At 68.9% G+C, this 12,386-nt stretch carries 12 protein-coding genes; 11 read left to right on the forward strand and 1 reads right to left on the reverse strand.

The window, feature by feature from the left end; genetic code table 11:
* Positions 1–44: 44 nt before the first annotated feature.
* A complete protein-coding gene (locus tag L3Q65_RS24895) occupies positions 45–761 on the reverse strand; it encodes a response regulator transcription factor (RefSeq protein ID WP_237596798.1) in 717 nt (238 codons plus the stop codon).
* Between the two features lie 258 nt (positions 762–1,019).
* On the opposite strand from L3Q65_RS24895, the gene L3Q65_RS24900 reads away from it, so the two are divergent.
* The 11 genes from L3Q65_RS24900 (at position 1,020) to L3Q65_RS24950 (ending at position 12,353) form a co-directional block, all read left to right on the forward strand.
* Entirely contained in the window at positions 1,020–1,772 is a 753-nt protein-coding gene (locus tag L3Q65_RS24900) for an SDR family oxidoreductase (protein WP_182891494.1), read from the forward strand.
* The gene (locus L3Q65_RS24905) at positions 1,769–2,788 is read left to right on the forward strand and encodes a phosphotransferase family protein (RefSeq protein WP_237596799.1); all 1,020 of its coding nucleotides are present in this window, start codon (positions 1,769–1,771) and stop codon (positions 2,786–2,788) included. Before L3Q65_RS24900 ends, L3Q65_RS24905 begins: the two co-directional genes overlap by 4 nt.
* Before the next feature lie 19 nt (positions 2,789–2,807).
* Positions 2,808–3,263 carry a nuclear transport factor 2 family protein gene (locus L3Q65_RS24910; protein WP_182891492.1) on the forward strand — a complete coding sequence of 152 codons (456 nt, stop codon included), beginning with the start codon at positions 2,808–2,810 and terminating at the stop codon, positions 3,261–3,263.
* A gap of 156 nt (positions 3,264–3,419) precedes the next feature.
* On the forward strand, positions 3,420–4,685 hold the full coding sequence (locus tag L3Q65_RS24915) for a beta-ketoacyl synthase (protein WP_182891491.1): 1,266 nt from the start codon (positions 3,420–3,422) through the stop codon (positions 4,683–4,685).
* Positions 4,682–6,388, forward strand: coding sequence for a CoA-transferase (locus L3Q65_RS24920; protein ID WP_220507183.1), 1,707 nt, complete (start codon positions 4,682–4,684; stop codon positions 6,386–6,388). The genes L3Q65_RS24915 and L3Q65_RS24920 overlap by 4 nt, the downstream gene beginning before the upstream one ends.
* Complete coding sequence (locus L3Q65_RS24925) at positions 6,372–7,382, forward strand: ketoacyl-ACP synthase III (protein ID WP_237596800.1); 1,011 nt, start codon at positions 6,372–6,374, stop codon at positions 7,380–7,382. Before L3Q65_RS24920 ends, L3Q65_RS24925 begins: the two co-directional genes overlap by 17 nt.
* Positions 7,383–7,393: 11 nt before the next feature.
* The gene (locus L3Q65_RS24930) at positions 7,394–8,878 is read left to right on the forward strand and encodes an FAD-dependent monooxygenase (RefSeq protein ID WP_182891489.1); all 1,485 of its coding nucleotides are present in this window, start codon (positions 7,394–7,396) and stop codon (positions 8,876–8,878) included.
* A 16-nt stretch (positions 8,879–8,894) separates the two neighbouring features.
* Entirely contained in the window at positions 8,895–9,563 is a 669-nt protein-coding gene (locus L3Q65_RS24935) for an HAD family phosphatase (protein ID WP_237596801.1), read from the forward strand.
* Positions 9,564–9,579: 16 nt separating this feature from the next.
* Positions 9,580–10,560, forward strand: a complete 981-nt coding sequence (locus L3Q65_RS24940) for an AfsA-related hotdog domain-containing protein (RefSeq protein ID WP_182891488.1) — start codon at positions 9,580–9,582, stop codon at positions 10,558–10,560.
* The gene (locus L3Q65_RS24945) at positions 10,557–11,579 is read left to right on the forward strand and encodes a ketoacyl-ACP synthase III family protein (protein WP_182891487.1); all 1,023 of its coding nucleotides are present in this window, start codon (positions 10,557–10,559) and stop codon (positions 11,577–11,579) included. The genes L3Q65_RS24940 and L3Q65_RS24945 overlap by 4 nt, the downstream gene beginning before the upstream one ends.
* A complete protein-coding gene (locus L3Q65_RS24950) occupies positions 11,580–12,353 on the forward strand; it encodes an SDR family NAD(P)-dependent oxidoreductase (RefSeq protein ID WP_182891486.1) in 774 nt (257 codons plus the stop codon). It begins immediately after the preceding gene.
* The last annotated feature ends 33 nt before the right edge of the window (positions 12,354–12,386 follow it).

Here is a 12,386-nt window from a genome sequence, read left to right on the forward strand (position 1 = left end):
TGGTCCGAGACCGGCTTTCGTTTCCCGGCAAGAAACCGGAGAGATCAGCAGACTCCGGCCGGAACAAGGCGATGGACAACATCGTGGTACTGCGCGCCGAAAGGGCTCGCGAACAACTCGGCCCTGCTGGCGAAGCCGAGCTTTTGCAGGGTCGAACTGACGTAGTTCTTCACCGTCTGCTTGGCCAGGTGCAGGCGGGCGGCGATCTCGTCGTTGGAGAAACGCAGCAGGACCAGCGAAAGCACCTCGCGCTCGCGGCTGGTCAAGTTCGCCATGGCCGATACCGCGGTCAGCGTTTCCCCCTCCTGGCGGCGGCCGGTCGCCCCTCCGCCGACAAACCAGATCGGCTGCCGGGCCTCGATCATCGTCGTGATCGCGACGACGACGACATCCGGGTTCGCACTTCGATGCACGAAGCTGTCCGCACCGCTGGAGACGCAATCCGCCACGATCTCCGGCGTGGTCACGCTGGACAGCACCAGCACCCTCGGCGGCTGCGGAACGCGCTTGATCTGGCGGCACAGCCTTATTCCGTCGTGGCGACCGGTCAAGTCGACATCTGTCACGACGATGTCGACGCGGCGCGCGGCGCATTTGGCGAGTGCCGTCTCCAAATCGCCGGCATGCTCCACGAAACCGGCTACCCCGCTTGCCGAGAGTAATCCGTCGAGCGCGTCGCGCAGCAACGGAAACGGATCCACCACCAGGATTCTCGGCCCGGCGGCGCTCTTCCTGTCGTGGACAGTCTCCCCCATGAGCATTCCCCCTCGTTCGGCGAACAGGGCGTACCTCGTCCTGAGCCTGAAGATAGACGGCTCGGAGGACGTTCCGGGTTTGTGTTCATATTGACGGAGCCGGCGCTTCGCGGAACATTCGATCCGGTACCCGCGGTACTCGTTGCGCGGCCGATTCCGGACGTGCGGTACGGCGGTGTCGCGCCTGCGCGTCGTTAGAGTCGGCCAGGTGCCGGAGATCGGCAATTCACCCAGCACTCAATTCGGATTCGGGGTCGAGGACGGATGAACCGGTTTGCCGGCCAGGTAGCCATCGTGACCGGAGCGAGTCGCGGCATCGGCATGGCAGTCGCGCGACGGCTGGCGAGAGAAGGAGCGGTCGTCTGCGCGACCGCTCGCAAGGCCGGGCAACTGGCCGCGGCCGTGTCGAGTATCGGGCCGCCGGGAAAGGCAATCGGCATCGCGGGCAATGCGGCCGAACCCGGGCACCAGGACGAAGTGGTCGCCAGGGTGATGGCCGAGTTCGGGCGCATCGACGTGCTCGTGAACAACTCCGCTGCGAACCCCGCGTTCGGGCCGGTGCTGGAACTCGAAGACGCGACGCTGCGGAAGGTGCTCGACACCAACCTGGTCGGCCCGCTCGGCTGGATCCGCAAAGTCGTCGCTGCTTGGCAAGGCGACAACGGCGGCACCGTGGTCAATGTCGCCGCCGTGGCCGGTCTGCGGCCGGTCCCGGGCATCGGAGGCTACGGCGCGAGCAAAGCCGCACTGATCCGCCTCACCGAACAGCTCGCAACCGAACTCGCGCCCACCGTGCGCGTGAATGCGGTCGCCCCGGGCGTGATCCGGACCCGATTCGCACAACGGCTGTACGAAGGCCGGGAGGCCGAGGCGGCCGCGGGCTATCCGTTGCAGCGCCTCGGCGAACCGGACGACGTCGCGGGGTTGGTCGCGTACCTGGCCTCGGCGGAGGCGTCCTGGGTGACCGGGCAGACGGTGGTCGTCGACGGCGGCCTGACCCTCGTCGCGAACGCGTGAGAACCGCGACGGACGCGCTCGACACCGGCCGGTTGATTCAGTGGCTGGCCGGGCCTGCGCCCGACTTCGATCCGTCCACGGCGTCGGTAAGCCTCATCTCCGGCGGCCGGTCCAACCTGACCTTCGAAGTCACTGACGGCAAGTGCGCACTGGTGGTGCGGAGGCCGCCGCTGGGCCACGTCCACGCGGCCGCGCACGACATGCGCAGGGAGTTCCGCGCCATGGTCGCGCTCGCCAAGACCGGCGTGCCGGTGCCTGAGGTGATCGGATATTGCGACGACCGATCAGTCCTCGGTGCGCCCTTCCTCGTCATGCGCAAGTCGCCGGGACGGATCTACCGGACCGACGACGACCTCGGCGAACTCGATCGCGTGCAGGGCACGCTCATCGCGCACGCACTGGTCGACACGCTGGCGAACCTGCATTCGGCGCCCTGGGCCAGCATCGGCCTTGCCGATTTCGGCCGCTCCTCCGGATATCTCGACCGCCAGCTCCGGCGCTGGGCCTCCCAGCTGGCCGGAGCGCGCGAACGCCCGCTGCCTGGCATCGACCGGTTGGCGGACCTGCTTGCCGAACACCGTCCGGCACCTCGTCCTAGCGTGCTTGTGCACGGTGACTATCGCCTCGACAACGTGCTGATCGGCACCGGCGGCGAAATCACCGCGGTGCTCGACTGGGAAATGTCCACGATCGGCGACCCGCTCGCCGACGTCGGCACGTTCTGCATGTATTGGGACGGCTTCGCCGACCTCGGCCTGTCCGTGCCGTGCTCTCCCGGTGTCCGCCACGGCTGGCCGGCGCGAGAGGAATTAGCACGCCGTTACACGGCCCGGTCCGGGAACTCGCTGTCCGACCTCGGATGGTACGTCGCGTTCGGCTATTACCGGATCGCCGTGATCCTCGAAGGCGTGCACGCGCGCCATCGGCGCGGGCTCACCGCGGGATCGGGATTCGACGGGGTCGGCGACGCCGTGCCGCAGATCGTGGCCCGCGGCCTCGAGGCCTGGGCCGAATGACATCGACAAGGGAGGAAGAATGGAACTGACTGTCGATCGGGTGGGCCTCGCGTTCGAGGCGCTCGCCTCGGGCGACCGGGGCAAGATGCTCGAATACTGGGACGAGAACGTCCGGTTCGAGATACCCGGGAACCACGGACACGCGGGCTGGTACGAAGGACTTGACGAGTTCCTCGGTTTTCTTGCCACGGTTGGCGAGTATTCCGCGGGAACGTACCGCGCGGAAAATGTGACGGTGCTGGTCAATCCGGACTCCGGCTATTCCGTGGACATCAACAAGAATTGGGCCGTCCGGGCGGGCGCGGACCACGACAGCACGTCTCCGTACGACAAGCTCGACGTCGACGCGCTCCACGTGCTTCGCTGGCGCGACGGGAAGATCGTCGAAGGGCGCGGAGTGCTGATGGGGGACGGCGGCACCACTTCCGCGCTGTGGTGGTCGCCGATCCGGGCTGACGGCACCCGGGCGCACTGAAATTCGCACATGTTTCCGCTGATCGGCCGCTGCCAGAACCGGCAGCGGCCGATGTTCTTTTCGGCTGCCTTTCCGAGTACGCCGAGTACTGATTACCAAGGGATCGAGTACCGGTTGTCCTGCGGTTTTCCGGCGTGGCACGGATAGCGTGGCAGCATGGTTGATTCAGATACCGTCGTGGTCACCGGAATCGGCGTCATGCTCCCTCATACGACAGATGTCGCCGAGTTCTGGGACAACATCGCCGGCGGCCGGTCGCAGGTCGGCAGGCTGACCAGGTTCGAACCCGGCGCCGCAGACCTGCCGGTGCGCGTCGCCGCGGAGATCGGGTCCTTCGACCACCACCGCTACCTGCCGGAACTGGCGGACGCGCACGCCGCCAAGTACTCGCGCGACGTGCTCATCACCATGTCCGCCGCCGCCGAGGCACGGCGGGACGCGGTCCTGGCAAGGGGCGACGTCGATCCGCGGCGGCTGAGCGTTGTGTTCTCCTCGTCCAGGGGGCCGCTCGGGTGGTGGCAACAGGCCATCCTCGGCGAGGATCCCGCCGCGTTCTCCGACAAAGGAGCCATGTTCCGCGGGCTGCCCGGCTCCCCGGCCAGTCTTTCAGCGATCTACCTCGGCGCGCAGGGATTGGTGACGACGATCAGCAACGCCTGCGTCGGCGGGCACCAGGCGATCGGCACGGCAGTGCGCGAACTGCGGAGCGGCACCAGCGACGTGGTGCTCGCCGGCGGGCACGAATTCCCGATCCTGCCCGAGGTGGCCAAATGCTACCTGGCGTTGGGCAAAGGGGTGCTGTCCGAAGAGGAAACCGACCCGGCCAACGCCGTACGCCCCTACAGCGCCGACCGCAACGGTTTCGCATTAGGCGAAGGCGCCGTCGTCCTGGTGCTGGAGCGGCTTTCGCACGCCGAGAGACGCGGGGCCACTCCGTACGCGACGGTGCTCGGCCACAAGTCGTTCAACGAGGCGGACCATCCGACCACAATGGACCTGAGCGGCAAGGTGACCGCAGGCGTCGTGCACGATCTCCTCGCCGAGGCGGGTCGTAAACCGGACGAGGTCGGCTACTTCTGTGCGCACGGCACCGCGACCCGTTACAACGATCTCGCGGAAAGCCGGGCGCTGCGGGCCCTCTATCCGGGCCGGCGGGTTTCCGAGTTGCCGCCGATCAGCTCGAACAAGCCGATCTACGGGCACACGTTCGGCGTCGCCGGCATCATCAACGCCGCGGCCACCAGCCTGATGCTGCGCCACGGCCGCATCGCGCCGACGATCAACCTGCGCCGCCCCGATCCCGAGTGCGACCACGACCACGTGGCTGAGGGAAGCCGCGCGGTCGACGCCGATCTCGCGGTGTCCATGTCATTCGCGTTCGGCAGCCAGACCTCGATGCTCGCGTTGGGAGCGCTGTCGTGAACCCGGTCATCGCGTCCGATGTGGACGACCTGGTCCGCCGGTTCGTGCGCCCCGGCGAACATCTGCACCTCGCGGCAACGCAGTCCCGGCCGAACGCGCTGACCTACGCGCTGTGCCGCCAGTTCGGGGCGGCGGGCCGGTTCACGATCAGCACGACCGCGATCCACACCAGTGCGCACGCGCTGACGATCGCCGGGGCTGTGCGCAAGGTGATCGCGGGCTTCGTCGGGGACACCTATCCTTCCCCCCGGCCGAATCCGCTCTACCGCGACCTTTCCGAGGGCACGCCGTTCGACTTCGAAGCGTGGTCGCTGCTCAGCTACGTGCAGCGGCTGATGGCCGGGGCGATGGGGCTGCCCTACGCGGTCACCGGATCGCTGGCCGGCACCGACCTCGCCGAAGGCAAGGGCTCCGACCTGCACCGAATCCCCGATCCAGCCGACCCGCGGCGGCAGCTCACGCTGGTGAGCGCGCTTCGGCCCGATCTCACCCTCGTCCATGGCGCCTGCGCGGACGAGGCCGGGAACGTGGTGCTGTTCCCGCCTCTCGGCGAAGGGCAGTACGCCGCCTACGCGGCCCGCCGAGGCGTGCTCGCGTCGGTCGAGCGAATTGTCTCCAGCGAGGAAATGGCCAGCCTTGCCGACCGGGTGATCGTTCCCGGCCAGCGGGTGCTGGGCCTGTGCGAAGCGCCGATGGGCGCGCATCCGCAGTCGCTGCGAGCCGCCGAGGCGCCGGGCGTCTCCGGCTATCTCGAGGATTACGAGTTCATCGAGGACATCGTGGACCGGTGCGCGGCGGAGGAACGCGGCCGGGACTGGTACCGGGAGTGGGTGCTCGACGTGGGCTCGCACGACGGTTACCTCGACAAGCTCGGTTCCGCACGACGTACCGCACTGCGCTGGGACGGATCCGCGCTTCCGAGCGCCGCGACGGACCTCCGCGAGCCCGCGAGCACCCAGGAACGGGTCATCGTGCTCGGCGCGCGGGCGGTCGCCGATCGCGTGCGTTCGGGCGGATACGACACGCTTCTCGCCGGCATCGGAGCCTCGCACATGGCCGCGTGGCTTGCCGCCGAACTGCTGCGCCGGGAGGGCTGCCCGGTCAAGATCGCCTCGGAACTCGGCGCGTACGGGTTCACGCCCGAACCGGGCGACGTATTCCTGTTCAGCCTCCGGCATGCCGAGCGGGCGGAAGGGCTCGGCGGAATCGCCGAAATCCTCGGCGGCATGGTCTCGGCGAATCCTCGGGCGCTCGGCGTGCTCGGCGCGGCCGAAATCGACCGGTACGGCACGATCAACACCAGCCGTTCGGCGAGCGGCCGCTGGCTCACCGGCTCCGGCGGCGCCAACGACATCGCTTCGAGCACCGACTGCGTGGTCGTGGCGCAGGCTTCCCCGCGCCGGTTCGTGCCGAAAGTGAGCTACCGCACCAGCCCCGGCGATCGAGTGGTCGAAGTGGCCAGCCAATTCGGCAGGTTCACCCGATCCGAGAGCACCGGAGAGTTCCGGCTGACGAATGTGCTCACCAGCGAACCGGCCGGCAACCCGATCGCGCTGGCGAAAGTCGCCGCCGAACTCGTCGCCCAGAACACCGGCTGGGCCGCCGCCGACCTGCCGCTGGGCGAAACGGCGGTGGAGGAACCGATCACCGGCGAGGAACTCGCCTTACTGCGCACGCTCGACCCCGATGGCCGTTACCGCTGACCCGCACCTGTCTCAGGAGGAAACGCTCATGTACGCACACGCGTCCCCGGCTTGGACCGGCTCAGGACTGAGCTTCACCGGTCTCGGCCATTACTACCCGCGCACAGTCGTCCGGCACCACGACGGGATCGAGGTCGCCGGGCGCACGTATCACCAGGAAGAAATCGACGAGCTGGGCGTGCACAGCCTGCACCGCGCGGAGGAAGACGAGACGGTCGAGTTCATGGCGGCGCGGGCCGCGACCGCCGCGCTGGGCAAGGCAGGCCGTGGACCGGGCGAGATCGACTTGCTGGTGCTCGCGAACTGGACCGACCGGCAATGGATCCCGGAACTGGCTCCCGCCGTGGCCGCCTCGATCGGGGCGGCGGAAGCGCTCGCCTTCGACGTTTGCGGCGCCTGCACCGGTTTCGTGCACGCGGTGCAGATCGCTTCCGCGATGCTCACCGCCGATCCGTCCGCCCGGCGCGCGGTCGTGGTGGCCGCCGACCGGTTCACCCGCAGGGCCCGGATCGGCACGCGCGGGCAGCTGGTGTTCGGCGATGCGGCCGGGGCGGTCGTCCTCGAGAAGGGCGATCCCGAAACCGGCGGGCTCCGTGATTCGATCCTGGCCTGCGACGCGAGCGAGGCGGACACCGTTGCCGCCCGCGACGGCTGGCTGCGGCCGAAGCCCGAGCTGATCGACCTCGCCGTGCGTTCCAGCCTGTCGGTCGCCGAACGCTTGCTGGAACGCAACCAGCTCAAGGTTTCCGACATTCAGTGGCTGGTGCCCCATCCGGGCAACAACGCCATCCACACCGGGGTGCGCGACGGCCTCGACCTGCCCGGGGAAAAGTTCGTCACCAACTTCGCGGACCGCGGCAACACGGGCTGTGCGTCGATCCCGATCGCGCTGTCCGAATACACCGAAAGCGGGCGGTTGCGGCCGGGCGATCTGGTGCTGTCCACCGCCGTCGGCTCGGGGTGGTACTACGGCGGGCTGCTCTACCAGCTGTGAAGGAGCGACGGATGACCGTGCTGATCGTCGGGGCCGGTCCGGTCGGACTGGTGCTGGCTTGCGAACTGCTGCGTCGCGATGTCGACGTCCGGGTGATCGACCGCTCCCGGACGCCGGTCGCGCAGTCCAAGGCGATCATCGTCTGGCCGCGGACCCTGGAACTGCTTGCGGGTACCGGAATCGCCGCGGAAATGGTCCGCAGCGGACACCGGCTCGACGGCGTGCGGTTCCACGCGGACGGTTCGGTGCTGGGTTCGGTCACCGTGGCCGACCTGCCGGACAGCAGGTTCAACCACGTGCTGATGCTCCCGCAATGGGAGACCGAACGGATCTTGCAGGACCGTTTCGCCGAGCTCGGCGGGAAAATCGAATGGGGCGTCGAACTGGTTCGGACGACCATGGGCACGGACGGAGCGGAGACCGTGCTGGCCGGCCAGGACGGCCGCGAAGAAACGACCACGGCTTCCTGGCTGGTCGGTGCGGACGGCGCGCACAGCACCGTCCGCAAGGCGCTCGGTGTCGGGTACGCCGTGCACACCCCGAACCTGACGTTTGCCATCGCGGACGCCCCGGTCACCGGGCCGATCGACGACCGGTACCTGCATTATTGCTATTCCGCGAAAGGAGCGCTCGGCATCGGCCCGCTCGGCGACGGCGTGTTCCGTTTCGCCGTGAGCGCCAAGGAAGGACAGCGAGCGAACCGCGAGTTGTTCCAGTCCGCGCTCGACGAACGCGCCGGAGGCATGGGGACCGTAGGCGAACCCCTCTGGAGCGCGTTGTTCCAGGTGCGATGCGCCACGGCGGAGCGATTCCGCTCCGGGCGGGCGTTCCTGGTCGGGGACGCCGCGCATGTGGTGAGCCCGGCAGGAGGGCAAGGCCTCAACGCTGGCATCCACGACGCGGTGAACCTCGGCTGGAAGCTGGCCGGCGTGATCAACGGCCTGCTGGCCGAGCGCGTGCTGGACACCTACCACGCGGAGCGGCACGAGGGGGTGCGCCGGGTCAGTGCGGTAACCGACCGGCAGACCCGATGGGGACTGCTCGTCGAGCCGAGGAAGGCATTGGCTCGCAACGTTCTGGTCAGAGCTGCCGCTGCGTCCGGGATCCTGCAGCGCTTCGGAGCCCCGTTGTTCAGCGGGACGGAAGCAACCTGCCGTCCGCGGCGGTTCGCCTGGGCAGCACTGCGCTATCCCGCGGTGCGGGTGGGCGGGCGGCTGCCGTTCCTTGCCGAGGAATGCGGCGCCGGGCCCAGCTCGCTGCCCATGCTCGTGCTCAGCCCCGGATCCGGGTGGAGCGCGATCCGCCGGGCGCTGCCGGCCGACCTCGTCGTGCACCGGCTCGGCCGGAATCCGCGAACCGCCGACGGCAGGCTGGTCGCTTTGCTCGGCCGCCGTCCGGTGGCGCTGCTCGTGCGTCCGGACGGCTACGTCCTCGCCAAGACGACCGGGGATCGCCCCGGCCCGTTGCTGCGCGCCCTGACCACGATTCGCCGATGAAAACTGGAGGAGATCGATGATGGAGACCGGAAACGGCCATGCGCCGGAAATCGCGGTCTGGACCGACTTCGGCGGCGTGCTGACGCCGCCGGTCGCGGAGACGTTCCGCACCTTCGAACAACGTTTCGGCGTTCCTCGGCACGCGTTGCAGGAAGCCATGGCCGCGGTCGGCCGGGCCTACGGCACCGACGCGATGGGCCCGCTCGACATCCCGCTGGTCGACGAAGCGACGTGGGCCAAGGAGGTCGAGCAGGTGCTCGCCGACGAGTACGGCCTGGTCGCCGACCTCTCCGATTTCGGAGCCGGGTGGTTCGAAGGCCGTCCTCCCAATCATTCCTGGGTCGCCTGCCTGCGCATCCTGCGACGGCGCGGGGTGTTCGTCGGCATGCTGTCCAACATGCCGCCCGCGTGGGAGCCGCTCTGGCGGCGGATGGTCTCGGAGAGCGAGTTCGACGCCGTAGTGGTCTCGCATCTGGCGGGCAGCCGCAAACCGCAGCGGGAGATCTTCGAACTCGCCGCTCGAACCGCCGGGCTTCCGGGCGAACGATGCGTTCTCGTGGACGATCTCGAGCGCAACTGCGAAGGCGCGCGGGCCGCGGGGTGGCGCGCGGTGTGCTTCGCGAATGCCGCGCAGGCCGCGGAGGAACTCCAGCCGCTGATCACCGGTGCCACCGCCCGTTCCTGATTTCTCGAGGAGACCCATGACCACGCCCACCGCGCTGGAGCCGCTCGGCACCGCCGCCACGATCGATCGGAAGCTGGTCCACCGGACCGCGCTCGAAGAGGTCTTCCTGACCGGCTTCCGATCCCTGCCCGACGGCCGGTTCGCGGGCTCGGCCCGGCTGCCGCGCGCGCACCGGTACTACAACGACCACACCAATCACCCGGCGGTGCACGACCCCGTCGCGATTTTCGAATGCGTGCGCCAGATGCTGCTGTGCGCACTGCACCTGCACCATGACGCGCCTGCCGGGATGAAGGCCATCACGGCGGCTTGCCGGATGGACCTGACCGACCCGCTGGCGCTCAAGCTCGACAAGGGTTACGACCTCGATCTCCTCGGCACGGTCGCGATGCACAAGGAACGGGAGGGCGTCACTGTTCGCGTGCTGCACGAAGTCGAGGTTCGTCTCGGCTCGACGGTGCTCGGCACGATCGCCGTCGACACCGCGCAGAAGGACGAGCAGCGCTATCAGGACCTGCGCATGGCGTTCCGCGACACGAAGCCGCCTATGTCCGACGACCTTCTCGCGAGCGAACCGCTGTCGCGGGTGCCGCCCTATCTCGTCGGCAGGCAGGAGCGGGACAATGTGCTGCTGCTCGGCCCCGAGGTGAGGGACGGGACGCTGACCGGACGACTGCGCGTTCCGGTTTCGCACCCCGGCATGTTCGACCACCCGCAGGACCATGTGCCAGGCCCGGTGATGATGGAGGCGGCTCGCCAGGCGGGCACGCTGCTGGCAGGCGAACTCTTCGGGCAGGCATCGAGCAAGACTGTCCTGGTCGGACTCGACGCGGCTTACACCCGCTTCGCCGAACTCGACTCGGACATCCTGATCACCGCGACAGCGGGTTCGGGGGCGACCGAGCCGATCGCCGTGCGGTTCCTCCAGGAGGGGGAACCGGTCGCCGAGATGACAATCAGGATGGCAAACACCGTCGAGTATCGCCCCGCGTCATGAAGTATCCGGAATCGCTGTATCTCAGCAACCCGGCGGTGTATCTCGGCGAACGCGTTATGTCGGCAGAAGAAGCGGTGGCCGCCGGCTCCATCACCGGGCCGTCCGCGCGGAAGTACGGCTACGCCGAACTCCGCACGAGTGATCTCGCCCCCTGCGACATGGCCGTTCTCGCCGCGCACACGACGTTGACGGGTTCTTCCGCGGATCCGCTCGACCTCGGCGAGGTCCTCCATGCCTGGACTTACTTCCAGGGCCACGATTTCTGGTCGCCCGCGCACTACGTCGCGGCACGGATCGGCGCGGAGAACGCGGTGCCGATCGGCATCCAGCAAATGTGCAACGGCGGCATGGCGGCCGTCGACGCGGCCGCCGGGCACCTGCTTGCGGACCCGGCGGCAGGCCCGGCCTTGATCACCACGGGGGATCGGTTCGCTCCGCCGGGTTTCGACCGCTGGGGCAGCGATCTCGGCGTCTGCTACGGCGACGGCGCGACCGCTGTGGTGCTCGACCGCGTCCCGCGCGGCCGGGCTGTGCGGTTGCTCGCCGTGGAAACAGTGGCGGCGGCGCGGCTGGAAGCCATGCATCGCGGCAATCGGCCGTTCAGTCCCGTGCCGCGGGGCGGAACGGAAGTGCTGCGACCCGCGTTGACGAAGCGGCAGTTCGCGGCCGGGCCGTTGGCGGCGGACCTGGCCAAGGCGGCCTATTCGGCGATCGCCACAGCGCTCGGCACCGCTCTGGCAGCCGCGTCGGTCTCGCCTGACGATCCGCGACTCGCCGGGGTCGCGCTGCCAAGGCTCTCCCGCAACGGGCTCGACGAGGTGTACCGGCCGGTCGTCGAAGACAGCTGTTCAGCTCCGGTGCTGGACCTCGGAAGCCGCACCGGCCACCTCGGTGCGGGCGACGCGATGGCGAACCTGACCGACCTGCTGGCCGGGAACCCGGCTCCGGGTTCGGTGTTCGTGCTGATCAGCGCGGGTGCCGGCTTCACGTGGAGCACAGCCGTCGCGGAGGTGGTCTAGATGCGGCAAGCGGCGGAGCCGAATGAGCTGTTTTCCCTGGACGGGCTGGTCGGGATCGTGACCGGCGCGTCCAGCGGCCTCGGAGCAAGAGCGGCCGGGGTGCTGTGCCGGGCCGGCGCGCGGGTCGTGCTGGCGGCACGCCGCCGGGAGAGGCTGGAACAGGTCGCGCGGGATTGCCCCGGCAGCTTGGCGGTGCCGTGCGACGTGCTTTCCGCCGAGCAGCGGGCGCAACTGGTCGACACCGCGGTCGAGCGGTTCGGCCGGGTTGACATCCTCGTGAACAGCGCGGGAGCCGCCCGGGTGGCTCCCGCGCTCGAACAGGGAGTCGACGAGTTCGCCGAGGCGGTCTCGCTGAATCTCACCGCACCGTTCGCCTTGTGCCGTGAGGTGGCTCCGCACATGATCGCCGCGGGCGGAGGCGTCGTGGTCAATATCGCCTCGGTGTACGGGCTCGTGGCCAGCGGAAGCCTTCCCCAAGCCGGATACGCGGGCAGCAAGGGCGGGGTCGTGAATCTGACCCGCGAACTCGCGGCTCAGTGGGCGAGTGCCGGGATCCGGGTGAATGCGCTGTGCCCCGGCTGGTTCTACTCGGAGATGACAGCGTCGATGATCGACGACGAGAAAGGCCGCGCGTGGATCGAGCGGCGCACTCCGATGCGCCGGGTCGGCGAGCCCGGAGAACTCGACGGCGCGCTGCTCTTTCTGGCGAGCGCCGCGAGTTCTTACGTGACCGGCGTGGCATTGCCGGTGGACGGCGGCTACACGGCGGTGTGAGCACGAAGCCGCGGACGTCCGGGAGGAAGCAGA

Origin of the sequence: Amycolatopsis sp. FU40 (assembly GCF_021903635.1) — a bacterium.
In the GTDB taxonomy this organism is placed as follows: domain Bacteria; phylum Actinomycetota; class Actinomycetes; order Mycobacteriales; family Pseudonocardiaceae; genus Amycolatopsis; species Amycolatopsis dendrobii.

Excerpts from the sequence above, each read along its gene's own strand:
- L3Q65_RS24895 (WP_237596798.1), bottom strand. The coding sequence starts at position 761 with ATGCTCATGGGGGAGACTGTCCACGACAGGAAGAGCGCCGCCGGGCCG.
- L3Q65_RS24900 (WP_182891494.1), top strand. The coding sequence starts at position 1,020 with ATGAACCGGTTTGCCGGCCAGGTAGCCATCGTGACCGGAGCGAGTCGC.
- L3Q65_RS24910 (WP_182891492.1), top strand. The coding sequence starts at position 2,808 with ATGGAACTGACTGTCGATCGGGTGGGCCTCGCGTTCGAGGCGCTCGCC.
- L3Q65_RS24915 (WP_182891491.1), top strand. The coding sequence starts at position 3,420 with ATGGTTGATTCAGATACCGTCGTGGTCACCGGAATCGGCGTCATGCTC.
- L3Q65_RS24925 (WP_237596800.1), top strand. The coding sequence starts at position 6,372 with ATGGCCGTTACCGCTGACCCGCACCTGTCTCAGGAGGAAACGCTCATG.
- L3Q65_RS24930 (WP_182891489.1), top strand. The coding sequence starts at position 7,394 with ATGACCGTGCTGATCGTCGGGGCCGGTCCGGTCGGACTGGTGCTGGCT.
- L3Q65_RS24935 (WP_237596801.1), top strand. The coding sequence starts at position 8,895 with ATGATGGAGACCGGAAACGGCCATGCGCCGGAAATCGCGGTCTGGACC.
- L3Q65_RS24940 (WP_182891488.1), top strand. The coding sequence starts at position 9,580 with ATGACCACGCCCACCGCGCTGGAGCCGCTCGGCACCGCCGCCACGATC.
- L3Q65_RS24945 (WP_182891487.1), top strand. The coding sequence starts at position 10,557 with ATGAAGTATCCGGAATCGCTGTATCTCAGCAACCCGGCGGTGTATCTC.
- L3Q65_RS24950 (WP_182891486.1), top strand. The coding sequence starts at position 11,580 with ATGCGGCAAGCGGCGGAGCCGAATGAGCTGTTTTCCCTGGACGGGCTG.